Source organism: Blautia sp. MSK.20.85 (genome assembly GCF_013317245.1).
Taxonomy (GTDB): domain Bacteria; phylum Bacillota; class Clostridia; order Lachnospirales; family Lachnospiraceae; genus Blautia_A.
The window spans coordinates 16546-43433 of sequence record NZ_JAAIUN010000031.1 but is presented as its reverse complement, the minus strand read 5'-3'; the positions used below and the strand labels follow the sequence as shown (position 1 = coordinate 43433).

Annotated in this window: 25 protein-coding genes, 1 pseudogene and 1 riboswitch; of the genes and pseudogenes, 22 read left to right on the top strand and 4 right to left on the bottom strand. The window is 43.8% G+C overall.

Annotated elements, in window-relative coordinates; all coding sequences use genetic code 11:
* Positions 1-72: 72 nt before the first annotated feature.
* The 3 genes from G5B12_RS13960 to G5B12_RS13950 all read left to right on the top strand — a co-directional run bounded on the left by G5B12_RS13960 (position 73) and on the right by G5B12_RS13950 (position 2632).
* Positions 73-210, top strand: coding sequence for a hypothetical protein (locus G5B12_RS13960; protein WP_207719570.1), 138 nt, complete (start codon positions 73-75; stop codon positions 208-210).
* The gene (locus tag G5B12_RS13955; RefSeq protein WP_174088544.1) at positions 195-1784 is read left to right on the top strand and encodes an AAA family ATPase; all 1590 of its coding nucleotides are present in this window, start codon (positions 195-197) and stop codon (positions 1782-1784) included. Before G5B12_RS13960 ends, G5B12_RS13955 begins: the two co-directional genes overlap by 16 nt.
* A 329-nt stretch (positions 1785-2113) precedes the next feature.
* Positions 2114-2632, top strand: coding sequence for an AAA family ATPase (locus tag G5B12_RS13950; protein WP_174088542.1), 519 nt, complete (start codon positions 2114-2116; stop codon positions 2630-2632).
* Positions 2633-2654: 22 nt separating this feature from the next.
* Here G5B12_RS13950 and G5B12_RS13945 read toward each other — a convergent pair whose 3' ends face one another.
* Together G5B12_RS13945 and G5B12_RS13940 are read right to left on the bottom strand one after the other, a co-directional pair.
* Positions 2655-3821, bottom strand: a complete 1167-nt coding sequence (locus G5B12_RS13945; protein ID WP_174088540.1) for a sensor histidine kinase — start codon at positions 3819-3821, stop codon at positions 2655-2657.
* Positions 3818-4495 (bottom strand): response regulator transcription factor, encoded by a 678-nt coding sequence (locus G5B12_RS13940; RefSeq protein ID WP_174088538.1) that lies wholly within the window; start codon positions 4493-4495, stop codon positions 3818-3820. Before G5B12_RS13940 ends, G5B12_RS13945 begins: the two co-directional genes overlap by 4 nt.
* A 205-nt stretch (positions 4496-4700) precedes the next feature.
* On the opposite strand from G5B12_RS13940, the gene G5B12_RS13935 reads away from it, so the two are divergent.
* The 15 genes and pseudogenes from G5B12_RS13935 (at position 4701) to G5B12_RS13860 (ending at position 20417) form a co-directional block, all read left to right on the top strand.
* On the top strand, positions 4701-5849 hold the full coding sequence (locus tag G5B12_RS13935; RefSeq protein WP_174088537.1) for a TlpA family protein disulfide reductase: 1149 nt from the start codon (positions 4701-4703) through the stop codon (positions 5847-5849).
* A gap of 27 nt (positions 5850-5876) precedes the next feature.
* A complete protein-coding gene (locus G5B12_RS13930; protein ID WP_173739040.1) occupies positions 5877-6029 on the top strand; it encodes a CD1871A family CXXC motif-containing protein in 153 nt (50 codons plus the stop codon).
* Positions 6030-6036: 7 nt separating this feature from the next.
* A complete protein-coding gene (locus G5B12_RS13925) occupies positions 6037-6891 on the top strand; it encodes a 4Fe-4S binding protein (RefSeq protein WP_174088535.1) in 855 nt (284 codons plus the stop codon).
* A 178-nt stretch (positions 6892-7069) separates the two neighbouring features.
* Positions 7070-7151, top strand: a riboswitch (ZMP/ZTP riboswitch).
* Between the two features lie 74 nt (positions 7152-7225).
* Positions 7226-8911: a formate--tetrahydrofolate ligase gene (locus tag G5B12_RS13920; RefSeq protein ID WP_174088533.1), complete on the top strand. Its 1686-nt coding sequence runs from the start codon at positions 7226-7228 to the stop codon at positions 8909-8911.
* Between the two features lie 170 nt (positions 8912-9081).
* Positions 9082-10623: a Y-family DNA polymerase gene (locus G5B12_RS13915; RefSeq protein WP_118063940.1), complete on the top strand. Its 1542-nt coding sequence runs from the start codon at positions 9082-9084 to the stop codon at positions 10621-10623.
* Complete coding sequence (locus tag G5B12_RS13910) at positions 10624-11034, top strand: hypothetical protein (RefSeq protein WP_021977027.1); 411 nt, start codon at positions 10624-10626, stop codon at positions 11032-11034.
* Between the two features lie 22 nt (positions 11035-11056).
* Positions 11057-11365: an MGMT family protein gene (locus G5B12_RS13905; RefSeq protein ID WP_118071254.1), complete on the top strand. Its 309-nt coding sequence runs from the start codon at positions 11057-11059 to the stop codon at positions 11363-11365.
* Between the two features lie 6 nt (positions 11366-11371).
* Positions 11372-12580 carry a PucR family transcriptional regulator gene (locus G5B12_RS13900; protein WP_118071253.1) on the top strand — a complete coding sequence of 403 codons (1209 nt, stop codon included), beginning with the start codon at positions 11372-11374 and terminating at the stop codon, positions 12578-12580.
* A gap of 226 nt (positions 12581-12806) precedes the next feature.
* A complete protein-coding gene (locus tag G5B12_RS13895) occupies positions 12807-14180 on the top strand; it encodes an aspartate aminotransferase family protein (protein WP_118063946.1) in 1374 nt (457 codons plus the stop codon).
* Positions 14181-14285: 105 nt separating this feature from the next.
* A complete protein-coding gene (locus G5B12_RS13890) occupies positions 14286-16373 on the top strand; it encodes an amino acid permease (protein ID WP_180214446.1) in 2088 nt (695 codons plus the stop codon).
* Positions 16374-16544: 171 nt separating this feature from the next.
* A complete protein-coding gene (locus G5B12_RS13880; RefSeq protein WP_174088531.1) occupies positions 16545-17153 on the top strand; it encodes a hypothetical protein in 609 nt (202 codons plus the stop codon).
* A pseudogene (locus G5B12_RS13875) lies at positions 17105-17389 on the top strand (family 1 glycosylhydrolase); the annotation flags it as partial. The gene G5B12_RS13880 and the pseudogene G5B12_RS13875, both read left to right, overlap by 49 nt.
* A gap of 221 nt (positions 17390-17610) precedes the next feature.
* On the top strand, positions 17611-18063 hold the full coding sequence (locus G5B12_RS13870) for a MarR family winged helix-turn-helix transcriptional regulator (RefSeq protein WP_092068482.1): 453 nt from the start codon (positions 17611-17613) through the stop codon (positions 18061-18063).
* Positions 18053-19405, top strand: a complete 1353-nt coding sequence (locus G5B12_RS13865; protein WP_092068479.1) for an MATE family efflux transporter — start codon at positions 18053-18055, stop codon at positions 19403-19405. Before G5B12_RS13870 ends, G5B12_RS13865 begins: the two co-directional genes overlap by 11 nt.
* Positions 19406-19529: 124 nt before the next feature.
* Positions 19530-20417, top strand: coding sequence for a putative ABC transporter permease (locus G5B12_RS13860; protein WP_174088529.1), 888 nt, complete (start codon positions 19530-19532; stop codon positions 20415-20417).
* Positions 20418-20497: 80 nt separating this feature from the next.
* On the opposite strand, the gene G5B12_RS13855 is transcribed toward G5B12_RS13860, so the two are convergent.
* The gene (locus tag G5B12_RS13855) at positions 20498-21043 is read right to left on the bottom strand and encodes a biotin transporter BioY (RefSeq protein WP_015527251.1); all 546 of its coding nucleotides are present in this window, start codon (positions 21041-21043) and stop codon (positions 20498-20500) included.
* 101 nt (positions 21044-21144) lie between these two features.
* Positions 21145-22116 carry a biotin synthase BioB gene (bioB, locus tag G5B12_RS13850; protein WP_110102912.1) on the bottom strand — a complete coding sequence of 324 codons (972 nt, stop codon included), beginning with the start codon at positions 22114-22116 and terminating at the stop codon, positions 21145-21147.
* Between the two features lie 313 nt (positions 22117-22429).
* Between bioB and G5B12_RS13845 the strand changes: the two genes are divergently transcribed.
* The 4 genes from G5B12_RS13845 to G5B12_RS13830 all read left to right on the top strand — a co-directional run bounded on the left by G5B12_RS13845 (position 22430) and on the right by G5B12_RS13830 (position 26848).
* Complete coding sequence (locus G5B12_RS13845; protein WP_114002166.1) at positions 22430-23767, top strand: TrkH family potassium uptake protein; 1338 nt, start codon at positions 22430-22432, stop codon at positions 23765-23767.
* A 19-nt stretch (positions 23768-23786) separates the two neighbouring features.
* On the top strand, positions 23787-24434 hold the full coding sequence (locus G5B12_RS13840; RefSeq protein ID WP_015527248.1) for a potassium channel family protein: 648 nt from the start codon (positions 23787-23789) through the stop codon (positions 24432-24434).
* Positions 24435-24519: 85 nt separating this feature from the next.
* Positions 24520-26103 carry an ATP-binding protein gene (locus G5B12_RS13835; protein WP_059086038.1) on the top strand — a complete coding sequence of 528 codons (1584 nt, stop codon included), beginning with the start codon at positions 24520-24522 and terminating at the stop codon, positions 26101-26103.
* Positions 26096-26848: a response regulator gene (locus tag G5B12_RS13830; protein WP_114002165.1), complete on the top strand. Its 753-nt coding sequence runs from the start codon at positions 26096-26098 to the stop codon at positions 26846-26848. Before G5B12_RS13835 ends, G5B12_RS13830 begins: the two co-directional genes overlap by 8 nt.
* Positions 26849-26888: the final 40 nt, after the last annotated feature.

The window sequence follows — 26888 nt, the reverse complement described above, 5'->3', positions numbered from 1 at the left end:
AATGCAGTAGTGGGAGAAGCAAGAATCCCCCTGCTTTAGCTGTGGGGAGTGTCAATGAAGAGATCAAGGCGTTTGATGGATGGAAGAACTGAGAGGGAATCCGTTGGATTTACAGAAAAATGGTTTCATGGTATCATAGTTTCAGAAAGAAAAGGATACTGTGAAGCCATTTTTTTAAGAGGGAGAGAAACCGAATGGGAAGTTATCTGAATCCGGGCGGTGGAATGTTTAAAGCCTGTCTGCGGTCAAAAATTTATGTGGATAAAAGCGGGTTGATCGCAAAAACAAATGAAGTACTGGGAACAGAGCAGCGTTTTGTCTGCGTGAGCAGACCGCGACGTTTTGGAAAATCCATGGCTGCAAATATGCTGGCTGCATACTATGGCAGAGGTGAAGATAGTACAGAACTGTTTTCTGATCTCAAGATCCATACAGATAAAAGCTTCCGTGAAAATCTGAACCAGTATGATGTGATCCGGATCAATATGCAGGAATTTTTAAGCGCTGCACCGGATATGTATCAGATGCTGAAGCTTCTTCAGAAACGTATTCTCAAAGAGCTGAAGATGCAGTATCCGGATTATATTGACAGTGATTATCTGGTCTTTGCCATGCAGGATGTTTTTGCATATACCAGACATCCTTTCGTGATCCTGATCGATGAATGGGATTGTATATTCCGTGAATTTAAACAGAATATGGAAGCACAGAAAAAATATCTGGATTTTCTGCGTGTATGGCTGAAGGATCAGGAATATGTGGCATTAGCCTATATGACCGGAATCCTCCCGGTGAAAAAATATGGTTCACATTCTGCATTAAATATGTTTACGGAATATTCCATGATCAATCCAAGAGAAATGGCTGAGTTTTTCGGATTTACGGAAGATGAGGTAAAAGACCTCTGCAGTCAGTATAAACGGAATTTTCAGGAGGCACAGGCATGGTATGATGGCTATGAGCTGGTAGCCATAGAGGATGGAAGAAAGAAGACGTATTCCATGTACAGCCCGAAATCTGTGGTGGATGCCATGTTAAGTGGAATTTTTGACAATTACTGGAATCAGACAGAAACCTATGAAGCCCTGAAAGTTTATATCCGTATGAATTATGATGGCCTGAAAGATGCAGTGATAAGAATGTTGGCAGGCGATAAGGTTCAGATCAATACAGGAACTTTTTCCAACGATATGACAACGTTTCAGGGAAAGGATGATGTATTGACACTTCTGGTACATCTGGGCTACTTAAGCTATCATTGGCCGGACAAAACTGTGACGATTCCAAATAAAGAAGTGTCGCAGGAGTATATAAATGCCATCAGCACCATGGACTGGAAAGAAGTCATACAGTCGGTAGAGTCTTCCAGAAAACTCCTGGAAGCATTGTGGAATCTGGATGGGGAAGCAGTTGCAAAAGGAATTGATCAGGCACACAGAGAAATTTCGGTTCTTCAGTACAACGATGAAAATTCTTTGAGCTGCACCATTAATCTGGCATTTTATTTTGCCAGAGAGTACTATACAGTTATCCGGGAACTGCCAACCGGAAAAGGCTTTGCAGATATCTGCTTTATCCCAAGAAAGTTATACGCAGACAAACCGGCAGCAGTCATTGAACTGAAATGGGACAAAGATGCCCATGGAGCCATATCACAGATTAAAGAAAAGCAATATGTAGATGCACTGAAAGACTATCATGGAAATCTCCTGCTTGCAGGAATCAATTATGATAAAAAAATAAAGCAACATACCTGTGTGATCGAGAGGTATCATAAACAATAAAATAGATGCAAGTGCAGAAAAAGAGTCCCCTGAATACGGAATCCTATCCGTGTTCCGGGGATTTTTTACAGTGCAAAATTATATTATAAACATAAAGATTTATATAATGAACATGTATGGATAAAATATACGATGCTATTGTATAGACAGTAACTGAGATTACAGAAACAGAGCAAAATACAGAGAAAGAAGAATGCCTATGGAGAGCATAGAGGTTAAATAAAATGATTATAGCACTGGTAATATTGTCAGTTGGAATAAAAAGCTGTAAAATAGACTGTACGGTCATAAAAATTCTGTATTTTGTATTGAAAGGGAAAAAGCAGCACATGGGAAAATTAATCATTCTCAGAGGAAACTCAGGAAGTGGAAAAATAACCGTAGCGAAGGCATTACAGAAAAAGCTAGGACGTAATACAATGCTGATATCACAGGATGAGGTCAGAAGAAATATGCTGTGGGTTGATGATGGCATAGATACAAAGGCTTTGCCGCTTATGGCAGAACTTTTACGATACGGAAGGGAACACAGTGAATTTTCTATCCTGGAAGGGATCATGTATGATGAATGGTATCGTTCGTTGTTTGAACTGGCAAATGAATTATATGGTTCAAATGTATACGCATATTATTTTGATCTGTCGTTTGAAGAAACCGTGAGACGACATAATACAAGAAACAGAGAATTTGGTGAAAAAGATATGCGCAGATGGTGGAGAGAAAAAGATTTTTCTTCATCTCTCAGGGAACAGGCTATTACCTGCGAAATGGATACAGACAGTATTGTTGAAAAAATATACTCGGATTTGAACGCAGATCGCAAAGCGATTGCGTTCATGAGCATATAAAGTAAATGTAATACAAATATATTCAGACTGGCAGCATGATTGCGATCACGCTGCCTTTTTTGCTGCTTTCCAGTACTTTTACCTGTCCGTTATGCTGTCGGACAATTTCACTGACAAGTGCAAGCCCCAGGCCGGCACCTCCCATAGCGCGGCTTCTTGATTTGTCCACACGGAAAAACGGGGTGAAGATTTTTTCCTGATATTCGGGAGGAATGCCGATTCCGGTATCGGAGACTTCAAGAAAGGCGTAATTGTCAGACGTGGATGTATCTGTTATTTCTTCGGAAAGATGGATATTTACGGTTACTTTTCCACCGGAGTGATTGTATTTGATCGCATTTTCCACAAGATTGTACACAGCACGATACAGTAGCAGATAGCTTCCGGTAATGATGCAGTCTCCCTCCTGCTGGATCAGTTCAACTTCTTTCTGTTCCGCTACGGAAGCTAGGTCGCAGAAAACCTCATCCGTCAGTGCTGCCAGAGAGATCCTTTCGGAACGTTCAACAGTCTGTACACCGGTCATATCCAGGAGGATTTCAGCCAGATGGGAAAGTCGCCCGGTCTGTTCCTGTAGCATGGCAAAAATCTCCTGATAATCTTGTAAAGCAGGTGCTTCCCTGCGGGCAAAGACCTCCAGATTTGTCTGGATAACGGCAAGAGGAGTCCTAAGCTCATGGGCTGCATTGGCAGAAAACTGCTTCTGTGCAGTAAAGGCCTCATCCAGGCGTGCGAGCATTTTGTTAAATGAAATTGTCAGGCGGGAAATTTCGTCATTGGTAGCAGGAACTTCAAGAGCCTCTGAAAGGTTCTGGACCTCTATTTGGTTTACCTCCTGGCTGAGTCTGCGAAGCGGAAGTAATGCCTGACGGCTGATAAAATAAGTGCAGATACTGCTGAGAAGGATGATGATCCCTGTTACCATGAGTCCTTTGGTGAGAAAAAGTTTTTTGGTCAGCTGCAGCTGATCGGAAAGCTCCGGAAATAAGACGGAGGGATCCATATTAAAGGTGATGGGAGCAGAGTCTGTGTTATCGATCCGTATCATGTAATCTCCCAGATTCTCCATTCCGGCAACTGCAGACTGACTGATAAAAAAATACATCAGAATGCAGGTGACTGTCATAAGCAGTGCGGTGATCAGTGTCAGACGCCATTGAAGAGATAGCTTTCCGGTTATTTTTTTCATTGTATATCCTCCGTTAAAATGTAACCCTGGCCGATCTTATTCTGTATTGGATCAAAGCCGAGAGCCGTGCGCAGCTTTTTTCGAAGAGAAGAAATGTGGACACGAATGGAATTGCTGAAACTGTTGACGCTTCCGTCCCAGATATGCTCGATCATTTCTTCCGGGCTTATGATACGGTTCTGATGAAGAAGGAAATATTCCAGAAGAGAACTTTCCTTTCGGGTCAGAGAAAGAGGAAGTTCATCGATACTGGCCTTTCTTGTACGGGTATCAAAGCTGATACGTCCGCATTGCAGACACACATCCTGCTGGATAAATTTCCTTCGTGTCAGACTTCGGATTCGTGCCTCTAGCTCTTCAAAATGAAAAGGCTTTGTGAGATAGTCATTGGCACCGAGATCAAGCCCTTCAACCTTGTCCTGGATCTGTCCTCTGGCAGAGAGGATCAAAACGGGAGTGGAAGTATCGGATTCCCGAAACTGGCGCAGGATTTCCAGACCATCAACGCCTGGAAGGTTCAGATCAAGAAGGATGAGATCATAATTTTCCACCAGACATAATTCCAGTCCTTCCTCCCCGTCAAAACATGTGTCCGCTTCATAGCCATCCATGCGAAGTCCCTCCGCAATAGACTGGCAGAGCTGCTTTTCATCTTCGATTATCAATATATGCATAGTAAATTCTCCTAAAAAACAGTTGATTTTGCTTTGTTATCTATCATATCATGTATAGCATAAAATTCCTGTAAATTTTTTTATTTCTTAACAGAGATTTTATACAGGGGATGATATAGTAAGGCTACAGAGAGCAAGATTTACATATAAAATATATGCTGGTTCCGGATATGGGCCGGTGATATCAGAAGGGAGAACATAAACAATGAAATTAAGAACACAGAAAATAACAGCACTTATGGCAGCAGCGGTATTAGGAATATCTGCATTTGGAAGCGTACCGGTAACAGCGGCGGAAAGCACGGAAACAGCAGATCCCGGAGCGGCAATGATGGTGGATGGAGAGGCAGTTTCATCAGATCTAGTAGCAGGTACATTTAAGCCTTCCGACGTAACCTGCAAGGCACAGGATTCTTATGAATATCCGTTTCTGGGACTGAAGCTTTCACTTTCGAAGGAGCTGTTAAAGCAGATCAAGGACCAGAGCATTGCAATGCTTACCACGGAAGATTTTGAGAATCAGACCAATGCAGTGACATATGCCTACGTAAGCTGGAGCAAAATGACAGAGGAACAGAAAAATGCCGAAATACAGAAGATGGGAACAGGATATGACGACTGGGTGGCAGGTCTGGACAGAATCGGTACAATTGGCGTTTATGACGAAGCTTCACAGAAAAAGCTGGATGAGATCACCGGCTGTACAGAGCATAAAGAGCTTGGAAGCAGCAGTGACGGGAAATACAAATATTATCTGAGCACCAACAAAGATGCAGATGAAAAGCTGACAAAGGAGCTGGAAAAGATCAAAACCGATATTACGGAAATGACACCGTATCAGAATATTTCCGTGTTTGACCAGCCACAGGATACCAGCAGCAACCCGGAGGATGTAAAATCTGTAGGAAAATTTGAAACAACAGGAATAGATGGAAAAACATATACAGAAAAAGTGTTCAGTGACTATGACCTGACGTTGGTAAATGTTTTTACAACCTGGTGCTCACCATGTGTAAAAGAGATTCCGGAACTTCAGGAGCTCTATAAAGAAATGAAAGAGAAAGGCGTCGGAGTAGCAGGTGTAGTGCTTGATACTACAGATGAAAAGGGAAATCAGGACGAGGAGGCAGTAAAAAAAGCAGGCATTCTTCAGGAAAAAACAAAAGCAGAATATCCGTTCCTGATGCCGGATACTACTATGATGAACGGTCGTCTGCAGGGGATTTCCGCATTTCCTGAAACATTTTTTGTTGACAAAGATGGAAACATTGTAGGCGATACCTATACAGGAAGCCATACACTGGACGAATGGAAGGAAATCGTGGAAAAAGAGCTTAAAAACGTTTCAAAGTAAAAGATGATTATTATGGAGAGTGGAAAAATGATTCGGAAAATAACAGAATCCAGGTGGATCGGACCTGCTCTGGCAGTTTTTGGAATTTTACTGATGATACTGGGAATCTGCAGAGGTGAGGTATCTGTAGTTTTTACAAAAGCGATCAACATCTGTATGGAGTGTATTGGCATTGGATAATAAGAAGATGAAAATAAATGAATGGCCGCGGCATGGGATCCAGGCATTGTGGGCGGCCCTTACAAACAGTCACATATCAGGGTTTATAACTGGCAAGATATACACCGGAAAACTGAAAAATGTCTGTGTTCCGGGGCTGAACTGTTATTCCTGCCCCGGAGCAAGAGGGGCCTGTCCCATTGGTTCCCTTCAGGCTGTGATCGGAAGCTGGAACTTCAAGATGGCATATTATGTAGCTGGATTTCTGATCTTTGTAGGAGCGCTGCTTGGAAGACTGGTGTGCGGATTTCTCTGCCCATTTGGACTGATCCAGGATCTGTTGAACAAGATTCCTTTTCCAAAGAAGATCCGGACATTTCGGGGAGACAAGCTTTTGAGAAAACTGAAATATGTGATCTTTCTTGTATTTGTGATCCTACTTCCCATGTTTGTAGTAGATATCATGGGCCAGGGAGCACCATATTTCTGCAAGCTGATCTGCCCGGCAGGAACGCTGGAGGGAGGTATCCCGCTGGTGCTGCTGAACAAATCCATGCGAAGTGCAGTAGGCTGGCTGTACATGTGGAAAAATACGATCCTGGTGATCACCATTATCTTATCAATTATGATATACCGGCCATTCTGTAAGTATATCTGCCCGCTGGGAGCTTTTTATTCGGTATTTAATAAAGTTTCCGTTTTTCGTTACAGAGTAGAGAAAGAAAAATGTGTTCACTGCGGAAAATGCAGAAATATCTGCCAGATGGAGGTTGATCCGACAGAGGATCCTAACAGTGCAGAGTGCATCCGATGTGGAAGGTGTAAAAAGATATGTCCGACACAGGCAATCCGGTGTGGTTTTGCAGGCAAAGATCAGACATGAATTACGTTAATTGACGAAAAATAGAATTTTCCTTATAACATTCAGTATCTGATGAATAGTACGGAAAACTGGAATGATTCAGAAAATTAGACTCAGCTCACTTTAAAAGTGAAAAAATAATTTGATAATTTCTTGACAAGTACTAATAAATATGTTAGTATTCAATCATCAAATTAATAAAGTCTTCGGTGACTGACGGAGTTGTGGGATAACCACGAGGGAGCCGGAGATTCGATGAGTCGACCGTCTGGGCAGTATTTGAAAAACTTCAGATACTGCTCTTTTTTATGGGATAAAAAGATCCGGACGGTTGCAGCGGAGAAAGGAGAACATTATGGGATTTAAAAGTGACATCGAGATTGCACAGGAGTGCACAATGGAGCCAATTACCAAGATTGCAGAGAAAGCAGGTATTGATGACAAATATCTGGAGCAGTATGGTAAATACAAAGCAAAGATCGACTATAATCTCCTGAAAGAAACAGACAAAAAAGACGGCAAACTGATTCTTGTGACAGCTATCAACCCGACACCGGCCGGGGAAGGAAAAACAACTACAACGGTAGGTCTTGCAGATGGAATGCAGAGACTTGAAAAAAATGTTATGGTAGCTCTTCGTGAGCCATCCCTTGGACCGGTATTCGGTGTCAAAGGTGGTGCGGCAGGCGGCGGCTATGCACAGGTAGTTCCGATGGAAGATATCAACCTTCATTTTACCGGTGATTTCCATGCAATCGGTGCGGCAAACAACCTTCTTGCAGCAATGATCGACAACCATATTTTCCAGGGTAATGAACTGAACATCGACCCGAGAAAGATCACCTGGAGACGATGCGTTGACATGAACGACCGTCAGCTTCGTAATGTAGTAGACGGACTTGGCGGAAGAACAAACGGTATGCCGCGTGAGGACGGTTACGACATCACCGTAGCATCGGAGATCATGGCAGTTCTCTGTCTGGCAAGTGATATCAAAGATCTGAAAGAGAGACTTTCCAGAATCATCATCGGATACACCTATGGCAAAGTTTCCGAGCAGAAACCGGTAACAGCAGGAGATCTTCATGCAGAGGGTGCTATGACAGCACTTCTGAAAGATGCCCTGAAACCAAACCTTGTTCAGACACTGGAGCATGTTCCAGCCATTGTTCATGGCGGACCATTCGCAAACATCGCTCACGGATGTAACTCCGTAACCGCTACAAAGATGGCTATGAAACTTGCAGATTATGCCATCACAGAGGCTGGTTTCGGTGCTGACCTTGGTGCTGAGAAGTTCCTGGATATCAAGTGCCGTATGGCAGGACTTACACCAAGTGCTGTTGTTATCGTAGCAACTGTACGTGCCCTGAAATACAACGGTGGCGTTGCAAAAGCAGATCTTAACAATGAGAACCTTGAGGCTCTTGAAAAAGGTATCCCGAACCTTCTGAAACATGTAAGCAATATCAAAAATGTATACAAACTCCCATGTGTGGTAGCTATCAACGCATTCCCGACCGACACCAAGGCAGAGCTTGATTTTGTAGAAGCAAAATGTAAAGAGCTTGGCGTAAACGTAGCACTTTCCGAGGTATGGGCAAAAGGCGGCGAAGGCGGAATCAAGCTTGCTGAGGAAGTGATCCGTCTTGTTGAAGAGCCGAATGATTTCACATATGCTTATGAACTGGAAGGCTCCATCGAGGACAAGCTGAACCAGATCGTACAGAAGGTTTACGGTGGAAAGAAAGTGGTTCTTACAGCAAATGCCCAGAAGCAGGCGAAACAGCTGGAGGCACTTGGATTTGGCAACTGCCCGATCTGTGTAGCTAAGACCCAGTACAGCTTAACAGACGACCAGACAAAGCTTGGTGCTCCGACAGATTTCGAGGTAACAGTAAGAAATCTTAAGATTTCCGCAGGTGCAGGATTTATTGTTGCACTGACAGGTGAGATCATGACCATGCCAGGTCTTCCAAAAGTGCCGGCTGCAACCAAGATTGACGTAGATGAGAGCGGTAAGATCACAGGACTTTTCTAAGCAGAACCGGAAACATATAATTATAAAGTATTTTTGAGGGGAATTCAGATAGAGACCTCCTCCGGCAATAAAAACCGGAGGAGGTTTTTTATGTAAAAATAAGAAAAAGACCTATAATCGAACAAATTTTCTGGTATAATAAGAAAAGAAAACACTCCGGAGGTGTATCCATGGATAAAAAAGAAGATCATATCTATATAGCCATCGATCTGAAATCATTCTACGCTTCCGTGGAATGTCAGGAGCGGAACTTAAATCCACTTACCACCAATCTTGTTGTGGCAGACAGGGAACGAACCGAAAAAACCATCTGCCTGGCAGTTTCCCCTTCTTTGAAGGCCTATGGAATACCAGGAAGAGCGAGACTTTTTGAAGTGGTCCAGCGTGTAAAAGAAGTCAATCAGGCACGTGTCACAAAAGCACCAAGAAGATGTTTTACCGGAGAATCCTGGTCTTCGGATGAACTGAAAGCGCATCCGGAACTGGCCGTTTCCTATGTGACAGCACCACCGAGAATGGCGTTGTACATGGACTACAGCACCCGGATCTATAACGTTTACCTCCGTTATCTGGCACCGGAGGACATGCATGTCTATTCTATAGATGAGGTGTTTATGGACGTCACCCATTATCTTGGAATGTATCAGATGACAGCCAGAGAGCTTGCTGCAAAAATGATCTCCGATGTAATGAAAGAGACCGGGATCACGGCAACTGCCGGAATCGGAACCAATCTTTATCTGTGTAAGATTGCCATGGACATCGGGGCCAAACATGTAACACCAGACGAAAATGGTGTGCGTATCGCAGAACTGACGGAGCAGTCCTACCGGGAACTTTTATGGGATCACAGGCCGCTGACAGATTTCTGGCGGGTAGGCACAGGAATCAGGAAGAAGCTGGAAGAAGTAGGACTTTACACGATGGGAGACATTGCCAGATGCTCTTTGGGCGGTGTGCGTGATTACTATAATGAAGATCTTCTTTATAAAATATTCGGCATCAACGCGGAACTTCTGATTGATCATGCATGGGGATACGAACCGGTGACCATGGATCTGATCAAAGCCTACAAACCGGAAACAAACAGCATCGGTTCCGGTCAGGTACTGCACTGTCCCAGTGATTTTGAACAGGCGAAACTGATCGTACGTGAAATGACAGACATGCTGGTTCTTCAGCTTGTGGAAAAAAGGCTGGTAACCAGTCAGATAGTCCTTACCATAGGCTACGATATTGACAATCTGAAATCTTCCTCCGGCAGGAAAAAATATCAGGGCGAAATAAAAACAGACCGTTATGGAAGAAAAATTCCCAAACATGGTCACGGAACTGTAAATTTGGACAATCCAACCTCATCCACATCAACGATCATGAAGGCAGTCCTTGACCTGTATGAGCGTATCACGGATAAAACACTTCTGATCCGGCGTGTCTATATCACAGCCAATCAGCTCACAGATGAAAAACTGGCAGCGGCAGAGCCCGTATATCAGCAGATGAATCTGTTCACGGATTACCTTAAATCAGAAGTGTCAGAGGCAGAACAGAAAGCAGAAAAAGAAAAACAGGAAAAAGAGCGAAAGCTCCAAGAAGCTATGCTTTCCGTAAAAAAGAAATTCGGAAAAAATGCCATACTGAAAGGCAGCAGCTTACAGGAAGGTTCCACAACCATAGAGCGGAACAACCAGATCGGAGGTCACAGAGCATAAATGGAAAAGAAACCAAAAGGCAAATACCAGGACATCATAAACCTGCCTCACCATGTTTCAAAAACACACCCACAGATGCCCCTCTATGACCGAGCTGCACAGTTTTCCCCCTTTGCAGCCCTTACCGGCTATGAAGACGCAATCCGGGAAACAGCCAGACTCACCGATAACTGGGTACAGCTTTCCGAAGACAAAAAGCAGGAACTGGATGAAAAACTCCGGCAGCTGATAGCCGACAGGGAGAGAACAGAGTCCGTCACCATCATCTATTTCCAGCCGGATGACCGGAAAGAGGGAGGCTCCTATGTAACCGTCACCGGGCAGATAAAAAAGATTGACGACTGCAGCCAGAAAATCTTTCTGACAGATGGAACGAAGATTGACCTGGGAAGAATTGTGGATATAAAATAAAAAATGCTTCGGAGGAACAACAATGGGAAAAATACTGGATGAGGATCTGATCTACGAAATACTATCCGTGGTGGAAGAAATACCGGCAGGAAAAGTGGCTTCCTACGGGCAGATTGCACGTCTCATCGGCTGGGATAAAAATTCGAGGCTTGTAGGAAAAGTTTTAAGCATGGCAGAATTTTATGGGAAATATCCCTGCCACAGAGTTGTGAATCATGCAGGCCGTACTGCACCAGGATGGAGAGAACAGAGGGAACTTCTGGAAGACGAAGGTGTGGAATTTAAAGCAAATGGATGCGTGGATATGAAAAGGCACCAGTGGGAGGAATAGAACTTTATGAATTGTAAAGATATGATGCAGATTCCGGAGCTTACAGAGGTTCTGAAGCTGAAAGCCGGAAAAAACGGTTTGGAGCAATCTGTTCGATGGATTTATTTTGCAGACTGTCTGCAATGTGTAAAAAGTGAATATAAGATCGAAAACTATATCCACGGAGACGAATTTGTAGTTCTGACCAATCCCAGTGTTACGGATGACAGTCGGAAGCTGATGGAGATGATCCGGCAGATGTATGGGCATGGAATTACGGCTCTTGGAATCAATGAAGGCCAGATATCAGAGGAACTGATGCAATACTGTGAAGAGAAAGCGTTGCCTCTTTTTGAGCTTCCGGAGAAATATCCTCTGATCGATCTGTCTCAGATCATCTGCCGCAGGCTTGTTCTGGAAGAAAATGACCGAAATGCCGCAGAGCAGCTGTTTTCCTCTATTCTGGATGCAGAACATTTAAGCCGGGAGCGTGTGATGGCACAGGCCAGATATCTGAATATTGATCTGGAGGGGAGTTTTTTTGTAGCGGAATTTGCGTTTGCGTCCGGAAATATAGAAAGCGGATGGGAGAACGAGGATTCCCTGACAACCGGACGGAATGTGAAGCGTGTGATCTGTACTGAGTTTTCCAGTTACATAAAACAGGATATCCTTATCCTTCCACAGGCAGGCTCCATCCTTGCACTGCTTCCGGACAGAGAAGCGGAGGATAGCAATATAAAAGAAATTTTCGCCAGGATCGTGGACCGAACACAGCGGGAATATGGAATAGAGCTTCGGATCGGAGCCGGAAACAGTAGGGCGTATCTGGATGAGGTAAAAGACAGCCGGAACGAAGCTTCCTCAGCACTTCGGGCAGCAGAAGTTTCCGGATTGAAGGGGCAGATATTTTTTTACAGGGATCAGGGAATCTATACATTACTTTCCCATGTGGACGATTCCAGAATCCTGGATACTTATATGGAAGAAAAAATCGGAAAGCTGCTGCAGGCAGATGAACTGAACGATGGAAACTTAAGTGAAACTCTGGAAAATTATCTGAACTGCAGCTGCAATGCCAAAAAGACGGCAGAAGAGATGTTTCTTCACAGGAATACCTTAAATTACAGGTTGAAAAAGATCCGGGAGATCCTGGGATGCGATCTTGAAAACCTGGATACCTGCCTGGAGCTGAAGATGGCGTTTCTGATCAGGCGATATCGGTATCGCAGATAATAGAAATTGTGCACTGTGCACAAAAAACATACAACACCAGGCCTATTGATTTCGTACCGGAAAATGCTATAATCTACCTAAATCAAAAAACAAAATAACACAGCAGATAAACGACAAAGGCGTCGGATGATAACACATCCGGCGCCTGTTTTTTTGCTTCCGGAGAGAACTCCGAGAGGAGTCCGGCAGGCAGAAAAACCGTGACCAGATAAAGGAGGAGAATATTATGACAACAGCAGAATTAGCAACCGCATTACCGGAGATTGTAACAGAGCAGGTTCCAGGACCGAAATCAAAAGAACTTCTTGACAGAAGAGACGCAGCGATCCCGAAAGCACTTTGCGGAAAAACATATCCGATCTGTATCAAACAGGGATCAGGAGCCATGTTTGAAGATATGGACGGAAATAAATTCCTTGACTGGGTTGGCGGTGTCGGCGTCCTGAATATCGGATATTCCCATCCGGAAGTTATTGAGGCAGTAAAGAAACAGACTGAAAAATATTTCCACACAATTTTCAATGTATATGTGCATGACGGCTATGTAACACTGGCTGAGAGATTAAATGAGATCATGCCATGCAAAGGAGATGTGAAAAAAACATACTTTGCAAACTCCGGTGCAGAGTGTGATGAAAATGCCATCAAGATTGCAAAAGCCTTCACAAAAAGAAGCGGCGTGATCTGTTTCACAGGTGCTTTCCATGGAAGAACAAACCTGACCATGGCACTGACAGCCAAGAAAGTATATGCAGTGGGTATGGGACCGTTCCCGGCAGGAATCTTCCGTGCACCATATCCATATGTATACCGTGCACCAAAAGGATACACAGAGGCTGAAGCAATTCAGTATTATATTGATGAGCTTCAGAGAATCTTTGACGAAGGAGCACCTGCAAGTGAGATCGCCTGCATGATCGTTGAGCCGTTCCAGGGCGAGGGTGGATTCATCCCGGCACCGATCGAGTGGGTAAAAGCAGTCCGCAAGATCTGCGATGACAACGGAATTCTGATGATTGCAGATGAGGTTCAGTGTGGCAACTGCAGAACAGGAAGATATTATGCATCTGAGTACTGGGCAGAAGCAGGCGCAGCACCGGATATCATCACAACCGCAAAATCTCTTGGTGCAGGTCTTCCGATTTCCGCTATCACAGCAAGAGCAGAAGTTATGGATGCAGCACCGGCAGGAACCATCGGTGGAACCTTCTGTGGAAACCCGGTTTCCTGTGCAGCAGCACTGGCTGTTATGGATATCATGAAACGTGACGATTACGCAGGAAAAGCAAGACACATTGGCGAGGTTGTCATGAAACGCTACAAAGAGCTGCAGGAGAAATATCCGGTGATCGGTGATGTACGTGGACTTGGCGCTATGATCGGTATTGAGCTTGTAAAAGATAAAGAAACAAAAGAACCGGCAACAGAGCTTACAGCCAAGCTGATCCAGAATGCGATCCAGAAGGGACTCCTTCTTGAGAACTGTGGAACAGCAGGCAATGTAGTTCGTTTCCTTGCACCGCTCACTATGACCGATGAGCAGATGGAGAAAGGCCTGGAGATCTTTGAGGCATCTCTGAAAGAGGCAATGGAAGCTTAAAGAAAAAGAATACAAAAATTACAGATCCGCTGTTCTGCCTGCAAGGATGCAGGAAAAAGGACAGCGGATTTTTGCTTGTTAGAGTGGGAAAAGAGGAGGTTTTATATGGAACAGAAATCGAAGTTTGATAAAGTAATGGGAGCCTGGGACATCCTGGTCATTGCTTTTGGAGCCATGATCGGATGGGGCTGGGTCATCAACTCCGGAGACTGGATCACAACCGCCGGTTTTGCCGGATCTATGATTGCCATGCTGATCGGTGGTCTGATGGTATTTTTTGTAGGACTTACCTATGCGGAACTGACTTCTGCAATGCCGCAGTGCGGTGGTGAGCATGTATTCAGTTACCGTGCCATGGGTCCTACCGGATCTTTTGTATGTACCTGGATGATCATTCTCGGATATGTGGCAACCTCTGCGTTTGAGGCCACTGCACTTCCGACTGTTATTACCTATCTGTTTCCGGATTTCAATCAGGTGTACCTGTATTCCATTGCAGGAAAAGATATTTATCTGACAACGATCATCCTTGGCGTTGGTGTTGCAATCCTGATCACGATCATCAATATCAAGGGTGCAAAAACAGCGGCCATTCTTCAGACCGTTCTGACAGCGATCATTGCCATCGCCGGAATCCTTCTGGTAGTTGGTTCCGCAGTAAACGGTGATGCATCCAATATTACAGGACAGATGTGGGAAAGTGGCGCCGGAAATACACTGGGAAGTGTATTCAAAGTTGCCTGCATGACACCATTCCTTTTTATTGGTTTTGATGTTATCCCTCAGGCAGCTGAGGAAATCAGTGTTCCTTATAAAAAGATCGGAAAGATCATGCTGTTGTCTATTTTCCTTGCAGTAGCCTGGTATCTGCTGATCATCTTTGCAGTCTGCTACATCATGCCGCAGAGTGCCATTGCACAGGAAATGAATTCCCAGAACGGACTGGTCTCTGCAAAAGCCATTGAGATCGCGTTCCGGTCACCGCTGATGGGTAAGGTTCTGATCATCGGAGGTTTATGTGGAATCATCACATCCTGGAACTCTTTCCTGATGGGTGGAAGCCGTGCCCTGTATTCCATGGGTGAATCCCTGATGATCCCGAAGATGTTCGGAAAGCTTGGAAAAAACAAAACGCCGGAAGCAGCCATTATCCTCTGCGGAATTGCCTGTGTGGCAGCGCCGTTTTTTGGAAGAGGCGTTCTGGTATGGCTGGTTGATGCTGCATCTTTTGGCTGTGTTATTGCCTATATGTTCGTATCTATTTCCTTCTGTATTCTCCGAAAAAAGAAACCGGAGATGGAAAGGCCTTATAAGGTAAAAGCTGGCGGCTTTGTTGGAGCCATGGCAGTGATCATGGCCGGATTTATGACACTTCTGTATATTATTCCCGCATCTTTTTCCGCGGCACTTGTATGGCAGGAGTGGGTCGTAGTAGGAATCTGGCTTGCACTTGGAGTATTCTTTTACTTCTATTCCAAGAGAAAATACGGCGAGGAATTTGGCCGTGATATCTTTATTGTAGACGAAACAAAAGCAGTACCGGAAGAAACGGTTGCACTTCCGGATGCAAAATATCCGGACAGACACTTTGTTATTACCGTTGGCTGTGAATACGGAAGCGGCGGACCGGAGATCGCACGTATGGTTGCGGAATATTTCGGAATTGAGTACTATGACCGTGACCTGGTGGACAAAGTCGTACAGGAAATCGGTGTTGACAAAGGACTGGTAGAGGAAGCCGATACTAGGATCGGCGTCCGCTATGCTTTTGATACTTCTTATGGTGTCCGCTATGCAAACCTTTCCAATCGTGTTATTGACGCCCAGTTCCAGGCAATCCACGAATTTGCAAAAAATTCCTGCGTCATCGTAGGCCGAAGCAGTGATTATATCTTAAAAGACAGTTCCGATGTAATGAACGTGTTTATCTATGCACCAAAAGAAGATGAGATTGCTTCCGTTATGAAGAGATCAGGATTAAACCAGCACAAAGCAGAGGAAGAATGGGAAAATGTGGAAAAATCTCAGCATGCAAGACACGAGTACATCACCGGCAAAAAACGTGGCGACCGTCATACCCGTGACATTCTCTTAAACAGCAGCCTCCTGGGCTGGGAAGCAACGGCACAGTTTATTGAAGAACTGGTGGAACGGAAATTTAATCTGACAGAAAATCTGGAAAAAGAAGCTTAAAATGTGAAAAATTATATCGAAAAAATACTCCATATATGAAAATATGGGGTATTTTTTTTGATAAAGATTCTATATTTGTTTTATGAAACAATAAAAATAAGAGTATGCAGCGAGTATATAATCCGGAAGGATTTGGAACACTGAAGGGACTCAAAATACAGAGGAGAATTTATGCTTGAAAAAAATATGAAACAGGTCAATCAGCTTATGACCAGGATCTACCGGTTATGTACAGTAGCGATTCTGGCACTGGTTGTGTGTTCCTGGACAGGGATTTTTGAATTTGGACAGGAATATACGATGATTATACTGATCGCTGAATTGATCATTGCTGTCACACCGGGAATTCTGATACGTTTTTTGCCGGATCGGCTGCTGAGAGACTATATGCTTTTTATGGCGGCGGTGCTTATCGGAATACTGGGAACGAATAATCATATAGGTGTATACATTACCTATGTGCTTGTTCCGATACTTGGGTGCCTGTATTTTGAACCGGAATTGGTGATAAAAACCGGAATTTTTTCGTATCTTGTGATGGTGGCTGCCGTATATATCAATTCTGCGGGAACTTATGACGTCCTGTATCTTGGAAGATCCCGCAATCAGATGTTTGTAGCTTATACTCTGGGTTTTACCATAGAATATGTGATCGTTATGGCTGTGCTGTATGATCTTGTAAAAAGGGCAAAGAAGATGATGGAGGAGCGGTACAGCGCAGAGGAAGAGAACCGGATGAAAACGGATATGTGGAAGATGATTACCGGATCGAGTATCTGAGAGAACATATCAAAGCTATGAAAGCAGCGGTGGAAGAAGATGGTGTAGACCTGCTGGGATACACTTCCTAGGGCTGCATTGACCTGGTAAGCGCATCTACTGGTGAAATGAAAAAACGCTATGGATTTATTTATGTAGATAAAGATGATGAGGGAAACGGTACCTTAAAACGGACACCGAAGAAATCCTTCTACTGGTATAAGAAAGTAATTGAATCAAAAGGGGAAATTCTGTAAAGATTCCATAAAAAGTACCGGACAGAGATATTTTGATCTGCCCGGTACTTTTTATAGTTAGGTAATTGCGAAACATTACGCGTGAAAGTTTAAGAGAAGGGTACGACGGGTATCATACAGCAGCTTTGCTGGAGCTAAAGTCAAAAGGCTTGACAAAATCAGAAATTCTTATATAATTATCAACGGTAATTAACGAGGATAATTATATGAGGAGTTTTTTTATGACAAATGAAAAGATCAAGCGGATGTTTGATGCGTTTTATCAGGCAAAGCGGATCCGGGATATGCTTCCGCCACTGCCCCAGGGGGTGATGCCATCCTACATACAGTATCTGGATGTGATCCATTCTCTGCAGAGAGAAAAAAAGGATATCCGGCTCTCTGATATCAGTGATGCCATGAACCTTCCGCGTCCGGGTGTTACCAGAACAGTGAAAGAAATGGAGGCAAAGGGATATCTTCAGAAGCTCATGTCTCCGGATGACGGGCGCGTTACTTACATTTCCATAACAGAAAAAGGAGAGAGGCTTTCCAGGAAGTATGATCAGGATTATTTCAGCAGTCTGGCGCCCTATCTTTCAGAGATTTCCGAAGAAGAAGCAGACAATATGATCCGGACCATCGGGAAATTTTATCAGATCATGTGTGACAGGAGGGAACATTATGACAAATGATAAGGCAGATTTTACCCAGGGAAATATCCTGAAGAAGCTGGTTGCATTTATGATGCCGGTACTCGGTGCGCTGATCCTGCAGGCTGCCTATGGTGCGGTCGATCTTCTTGTAGTTGGAAGATTCGGTTCCACATCCGGACTGTCAGCGGTTTCCACCGGAAGTCAGGTACTGAATCTGGTTACCTTTGTAGTGATCCAGTTTGCTATGGGTATCACAGTTCTGATCGCACGTTATCTTGGAGAAAAAAGACCGGAGCAGATCGGCTCCGTTATCGGTGGGGCTGCGATCGTCTTTACCATGATCTCTATCGTGCTGTTTATTGTTATGGTAGGCTTTGCACATCCGATCTCCATGCTGATGCAGGCACCGGAAGAAGCGGTAGCGCTGACTGCATCTTATGTACGGATCTGTGGCAGCGGAATTTTCTTTATTGTCGCGTATAACCTACTGTCTGCTATTTTCCGTGGCCTTGGTGACAGTAAATCTCCGCTGCTGTTTGTGCTGGTGGCATGTATTGTAAATGTGATCGGAGACCTGGTACTGGTAGCCGGCTTACATATGGATGCAGCAGGAGCAGCTATTGCTACGGTTTCTGCTCAGGCCTTAAGTGTTGTATTTGCAGTAGTTCTGCTGATAAAGAAGAAGCTTCCGTTTACCATTACAAAAAAAGATTTCCGGCTGAATCCTCAGTGCAGACGTTTTCTTAAGATCGGACTGCCGCTGGCACTTCAGGAATTCCTGACACAGATTTCATTTCTGGCCTTGTGCGCATTTGTCAATCGCCTGGGTCTGGAAGCATCCTCCGGTTACGGAGTTGCATGTAAGATCGTAAACTTTGCCATGCTGGTTCCAAGCTCCCTGATGCAGTCCATGGCCTCCTTTGTTTCACAGAACGTAGGAGCAGGAAAGCCGAAACGTGCGAGAAAATCCATGCTTACGGGAATTGGAGTTGGCCTGTCTGTGGGATGCCTGGTATTTATCCTGATCCTGCTGAAGGGTGATGTATTGGCAGGATTCTTTTCAACAGATGCCGGCGTTATCCAAAAGGGTTTTGATTATCTGAAGGGCTTTGCACCGGAGACACTGGTAACGGCTGTTCTGTTCAGTATGATAGGCTATTTCAACGGAAACAACCAGACCATATGGGTTATGGTCCAGGGCCTGATCCAGACGCTTCTGGTACGACTTCCAATGGCGTACTTTATGAGTATCCAGCCGGATGCCAGCCTGACCAAGATCGGTCTTGCAGCACCGGTATCTACCACAGTGGGAATTATTCTGAACATCGGATTCTTTTTGTACTTCACCCGTGTGAAAAAAGAAATTGTTTCGGAAGAATGACCGGATAAAGGGATGTAAATGAGAGGGGTGATATGATATAATCAGAATCACCCCGGCAGAGGTGATGGTACTGACCCCTGAAATAGCTGCCGGAATCTTGACAGCTGTAAAGGAGGAGTACAGGATGATTTGCGGGATGACGTATTTTCAGATATGTCTGTATTTTTTGTTTTATTCTTTTGGAGGATGGGTCGTTGAAGTTATCTTCCATGCAGTAACCTTAGGAAAGGTTATAAACCGGGGATTTCTCAACGGTCCGGTATGCCCGGTGTACGGATTTGGGGTACTTTCCGTGTTTGCGTTGCTTAATACGCTTCAGAGCGGTGGACATCAGATGAGTGAGGGAATGATCTTTTTGTTTGGGATCGTTCTTGCAACTGTGGTAGAGCTGGTTGCCGGCTGGCTTCTGGATGTATGCTTCCATGCAAGATGGTGGGATTATTCTAATAAGCCGCTGAATTTTCACGGCTATATCTGTCTTGAGTTTTCCCTGATATGGGGACTTGCCATTGTGATGGTTGTAAAGGTTTTTCAGAAGTATGTGGAGCGTCAGGCTTCTCATACACCTTCCACACTGGAATGGGTTGTTATGGCAATTCTGTATGCGGTGTATCTGGCTGATCTTATTGTAACAGTGGCGGTGATCCGCGGACTGAATAAGAAGCTTACCCGACTGGATAAGGTACGTGCGGATTTGCGGATCGTGAGTGATAAGCTCAGTGATACTCTGGCAACAACTACCATTGATACAGCACAGAAGGTGGGAGAGGGAAAGGTTCAGGTTGCTCTTGCTAAGGCAGAGCTCAGAGATGCGACTGTGGCTCAGAGAGAAAAATCTGCCGAAATGCTTCGGATGAAGAAAGCGGAGCTTCAGGCACAGTTTGATGAGCTGTCAAGCTCTATCACAAACCATACGGTATTCGGCCAGGGAAGAATCATTAAGGCTTTCCCGGAGATGAAGCACAGAGATTATTTTGAACTGATCCAGGAACTGAAGAAAAAACTCAGATAAGAAAAATGAAACGCGATAAAGAGGCAGCAGGAAATGTTGGAAATTTCCTGCTGCCTCTTTTGGCGTATCAGAGCTTCAGCTTATCGGATCCGTTTCTTTATCATTGGTCCGATGATCATGGCGATGATCATTTTTATGAGATCTGCCGGGATAAACGGAATTACACAGATTCCAAGAGCTGCTTTGAAAGTGGAATCTGCAACGATGCAGAACCATACAGTTCCGAAAAGATAGCATACAATTGTTCCTGCGATCATACCAACGAGCTGGATCAGAGGCTTATGGCAGTTGTCAATTACCAGTCCGGCAATAACAGCCATAACGATAAAGCCGATGATGTATCCGCCTGTAGGACCGGCCAGCTTTGCAGGGCCGCCGGTAAATCCGGAAAATACCGGAAGACCTACAAGTCCAAGCAGAAGATAGATCAGATAGCTGATGGTTCCTTTTTTCCATCCGAGAAGATACAGGGACAGATAAATGGCAAGATTGGTAAATGAGATCGGAACCGGACCGATCGGAATGGACAGCGGCGCAAGAATACAAGTGACAGCTGCCATAAGAGCGGTCATGGTGATCTCGTAGGTTTTTGTACGTGGTGCAGAGACAGTATTTGTCTGGTTCATATTGAAAGAGCCTCCTTTGAAAAAGGTAATATATTTACTGGTTCGGGTAAGTAATGAAATGCTGTAAGTGTGTATGATAGGTCATATGTCCATAAGGATGCTTACGCAGATTCAATCTCATAGGTGAATCCTGCATCCGTAATGGTTTTGAGAGTGTCTTCGATTCCCTGGCCACCTTCTGTAAGATAACCGGAAGCAAAAATAGAGTCTACAACACTGAGCAGTTTTTTTTCTTCGCCTTTAAAATAAACTTCTCTTCCGGCAGCACATCGGATATCTGCTTTAGGCACAAGAAGTCTTGCCAGGCAGAGGACCTTCATACAGTATTCTGTTGTCAGCTGGGAAATATCTGCATTTCCGAGAGGAGTTCCCTTGATCGGAAGAAGAAAGTTGATCGGCAGTGCTTCCGGCTGGATCTCACGTAATTCCAGAAGCATGTCAACAACGTCTTCCTTACTTTCACCCATGCCAATGATACCGCCGCTGCAGATCTCGAAACCAAGTCCCTGAAGCATATGGATATTCCGGACACGCTGGTCAAAGGTATGTGTACTGCAGATATTATGATAAAAGGAACGGCTGCTGTTCAGGTTATGGTTGATCCGGTCAAGACCAGCCTCTTTGAGCATTTTTGCCTGGTGCTCTGTGAGAAAGCCTATGGAGCAGCAGAGATGAGTTCCGTGTTCTTTCATTTTGCGGATCCTGCGGGCCAGCTCCTCGATCTCTTTATCTGTAAATTTCATACCACTCAGTCCGATACAATGTCTGGATAAATGATAATCATTTACGAAATCATTGTCCTGATATAATTTGTCTTCATCTACCCATTTGTATTTATCAATATCGGCAGTGGAACGACATGACTGGGCACAGTAGGCACAATCCTGGGAACAGTTACCACTGCGGGCATTGGTAAGGATGTGGATGCTTACCCGGTTTCCCTTATATTTGTAACGTAAACTGCTGGCACGGTCAATCAGTGCCTCAAGTTCTTCGTCCGGAGTATCTAAAATTGCAATGGCTTCATCTCTGGAAAGCGATGGAGCTTCTTTTTCGCATGATGCAGTGTTCATGTCAATACCTTCCTTTTGAGTTTTTTTGTACGGGTATCACTTTATCACAGAGAAATATCGAATGTCAACTATAAATATAAAATGAGTTTACAATTAAAAAACTGTAGTATTAAGGTAATGCTTAGGATCATCAAAGCAGGTAATTTCCTTGATTCGGTTAAAATAATTCTCAATTCAATTCAATATCATATCTTTATAAAATCTTAATACGGAAGCAGAGACTTTTATACTATCTTTGAAAGTAGTTATATATAATAAAATGCATTACGAGGATAGCACTGTTAAAAGTATTGATAAGGAGTTCTGATCATTTATGCCGGAAAAATCATATAAGAAAAAACATATGACATCTTTTCAGCTGATTATCATGGGGTTTGCAGGAGTGATCCTTTTGGGAACCGTTCTGCTGATGCTTCCATTTTCTTCTGCGGAGAAAGTGATCACACCATTTCATGAGGCACTTTTTACAGCCACTTCGGCGGTATGTGTTACAGGTCTTGTGGTAAAGGACACTGGAAGCTACTGGTCCCTGGCAGGCCAGACGATCATTCTTGCACTCATACAAACAGGTGGGCTTGGAGTAGTGACTGTGGCTGCGTCTGTTTCCATTCTTTCCGGAAAGAAAATATCCCTCATGCAAAGAAGCACCATGCAGGATGCAATTTCAGCTCCAAAAGTCGGAGGAATCGTCAGACTAACAAGGTTTATTTTGAGGGGAACATTTTTGATCGAAGCTGCAGGGACGGTGTTGCTGCTGCCGGTTTTTATGGGAGATTATGGAAAAAAGGGAATCTGGATGTCAGTTTTTCATTCAATCTCTGCTTTTTGTAATGCCGGCTTTGATATTCTGGGGACAGATTCCAGTATGTTTCCATCGCTGACTGGGTATTCAGGAAATATACTTATAAATCTGGTAATTATGCTGTTGATCATTACAGGAGGAATCGGTTTTCTCACATGGGATGATATTTATACAAATAAACTGAACTTTAAACGCTACCGCATGCAAAGCAAGATCATTCTCATGACTACCGCATGTCTGATCTTATTTCCGGCAGTCTTTTTCTATATCTGTGATCTGACAAAATTACCCATGGGAAAACGCCTGTTAGCAGCAACGTTTCAATCGGTAACGACAAGAACTGCCGGATTTAATACTATAAACATTTCAGAGATGAGTGAGGCATCAAAAGCAGTTATGATATTGTTAATGCTGATTGGTGGTTCACCGGGATCTACAGCAGGTGGAATGAAAACAACAACTTTTTCAGTACTTATTTTAAATGCAATTGCGACATTTCGAAGTCAGGAAAATGCAGGAGCTTTTGGGCGAAGACTTGAATATCATGTGATAAAAAATGCAGCGACAATAGCCATGTTATATTTTGCCTTGTTCTTTGGCGGCGGAATAGCGATCAGTGTGTACGAAGGCCTTCCGCTTTTAGATTGTCTGTACGAAGCTGCTTCAGCTGTTGGTACGGTAGGTCTGACTCTGGGAATCACACCGGAACTTCATGTTTTTTCACAAGTCGTGCTGATAATACTGATGTATCTGGGACGTGTAGGTGGTCTGACCCTGATCTATGCGGTATTTTCCGGAAGAAATAAGGGAAATGCAAAGCTCCCTCTGGAAAAAATCACAGTTGGATAAGAAGGAGAAAAATAATATTATGAAAAATGTATTGCTTATTGGACTTGGAAGGTTTGGAAGACATATTGCCATGCAGCTCAATCAGCTGGGACATGAAGTTATGGCAGTTGACTGGAAGGAAGAAAGAGTGGACAAAGTACTGTCATTTGTGACGAATGCTCAGATTGGTGACAGCACCAATGCTGAATTTTTACAGTCCCTTGGAATTGGAAACTATGACATTTGTTTTGTGACCATTGGAGAGAGCTTTCAAAATTCTCTTGAAACAACATCCCTTCTAAAAGAACTGGGTGCAAAATTGGTGATATCCAGAGCTGAACGTGATGTTCAGGAAAAATTTCTTTTACGCAATGGTGCCGATAAGGTAGTTTATCCGGAAAAGCAGGTGGCAAAATGGGCCTCCTTCCGTTATACAGATGATCATATACTGGATTATATGGAGGTGGACGCTTCCCATGCAATTTTTGAAGTGGAAGTGCCGGAAGAATGGGTTGGAAAAACAGTGGGTGGACTTGACATCAGAAAACGCTACAATATTAATATTCTGGCAGTAAAAAATGAAGAGGAATTCAGTATTGCAATTTCACCGGAAACATATTTTGCAGAAAATGATAAATTACTGGTATTAGGAGAATACAGAGCTCTTCAGAAGTGCTTCCGCATATAGCTCATTGCCATGAAGAAAAAATTTTGACCACAGAACAGCTGCGTGATATAATTCCAGAAAACAGCAGTAGAAGGAGAATGACAGAATGAGCTTGAAAATGAAGGATACAGTAAAAAACAGAACCTATCCGAAACGGCCATTTGCATGGTATGTGGAAAAACCGTCTGCAAAAGATTACTTGCTGACGGTTTTTATATTTGCAGTATGCACTTTGATCGGCCTGCTGTTTCAGAAACTGGATCTTACAGATACAAATATTGTAACGATATACATTTTGGGCGTATTGATCACTTCGATCGTGACAGATGGTTATCTTTGCAGTGTAGCCGGCTCCTTTTTAAGTGTATTCTTATTTTGCTTTTTCCTGATGGAGCCAAGGATGTCTTTTGAGACATACGCGGTGGGATATCCGGTGACATTTTTCATAATGCTTATTTCGTCTGTACTTACAGGAACCCTTGCGGCAAAGCTGAAAATGCATGCAAAGCTGTCTTCACAGATTGCCTTTCGCACACAGGTTCTGTTTGATACGGATCGTCTGCTGCAAAAGGCAAAAAGTGAGACAGAAATCCTCGGAGTTACCTGTACACAGCTGATACGCCTGTTAAACCGCAGCATCACGGCATATGTTGTGGAAAATGGAACTTTATCAGAAGGAAAGCTTTTTTCCGGGGAAAAAGAGAGCACAGAGGATTTTCTGACACAGGAAGAACAACAGGCGGCCAGATGGACTTATGAAAACAGACAGCGTGCCGGCGCATCCACACAGTATTTCTCACAGGCAAAATGCTTATATCTGGCAATTCGAAGCGGGAATAATGTTTATGGCGTAATCGGGATCCCTCTGCAGAAAGAAACACTGGACTCTTATGAATACAGCATCCTGCTGTCTGTAATAAATGAATGTGCACTTGCAATGGAGAATGTACAAAATGCCATAGAAAAAGAAAAAAATGCGGTTTTAGCAAAAAATGAGCAGCTGCGTGGCGATCTTCTTCGGGCGATCTCCCATGACCTGCGTACTCCGCTTTGTTCTATTTCCGGAAATGCAGATATGCTTCTCAGTAACAGTGACCGTCTGGATGAAGCTACAAGGTATCAGATCTACACGGACATTCATGAGGATTCAGAGTGGCTGATCGGAGTTGTGGAAAATCTGCTTTCCATTACCAGGCTCAATGATGGAAGATTGAAGTTTAAATTTACGGATCAGCTTTTGGATGAGGTAATAGCAGAGTCACTCCGACATATCGGCCGGAAGCATGATGCGTATAAGATCGTGGCGGACTGTGAAGAACTTGTTCTTACACGTATGGACGTGCATCTTATTATACAGGTTCTGGTAAATTTGATCGATAATGCGATAAAATATACGCCGTCAGGCTCTGTCATCAGCATTCGGGGGTTCAAAAAAGCCGGGAAAGCACAGGTAAGCGTGGAAGATAACGGCCCCGGGATCCCGGATGAAATGAAGCCACATATTTTTGAGATGTTTTATACAGGGAAAACAACCGTTGCAGACAGCCAACGGAGTCTGGGGCTTGGCCTGGCACTTTGCCGCTCTATCATAGAAGCTCACGATGGAACACTGGTTCTTTCAGATCATGCTCCGCATGGATGTAATTTTACTTTTACTTTACCATTAAGCGAGGTGACATTAAATGAATAAGACATTAATTCTGGTGGTTGAGGATGACAGACCCATACGGAACCTGATCGTTACCACATTAAAAACACATGACTATAAATATCTGGCTGCAGAAAATGGAGCTTCAGCCATTTTGGAGGCTTCATCACACAATCCGGATATCGTTCTTCTGGATCTGGGCCTTCCTGATATGGAAGGAGTAGAGGTAATAAAGAAAATCCGTACCTGGTCGAATATGCCTATCATCGTGATCAGTGCCAGAAGTGAAGATATGGACAAAATAGAGGCACTGGATGCGGGTGCAGATGATTATATCACAAAACCATTTTCAGTAGAAGAATTACTTGCGCGTATCCGTGTCAGCCAAAGACGGCTTGCCATAACGCAGTCAGGAAAACAGCCGGAAACATCTGTTTTTGAAAATGGTGGATTAAAGATAGATTACACGGCTGGCTGCACATTCCTGAAGGACAGAGAACTGCATCTGACGCCCATTGAGTATAAGTTGCTCTGCCTTTTATCCCGTAATGTTGGAAAAGTATTGACACATACATATATTACTCAGCAGATCTGGGGACGCTGCGCGGAAAACGATGTTGCTTCTCTCAGGGTTTTTATGGCAACACTGCGGAAAAAACTGGAGCCTGAAAAAAACGGTGTACAATATATCCAGACGCACATAGGAATTGGATATCGCATGCTCAGAATCGAGAAACCTGAGCAGGAAACCAAAAAAGATAGCATTAATCCTCAAACGATAATATAATCATCTCATATGATGACAGTTTCTATAGTAAAAAGCATAG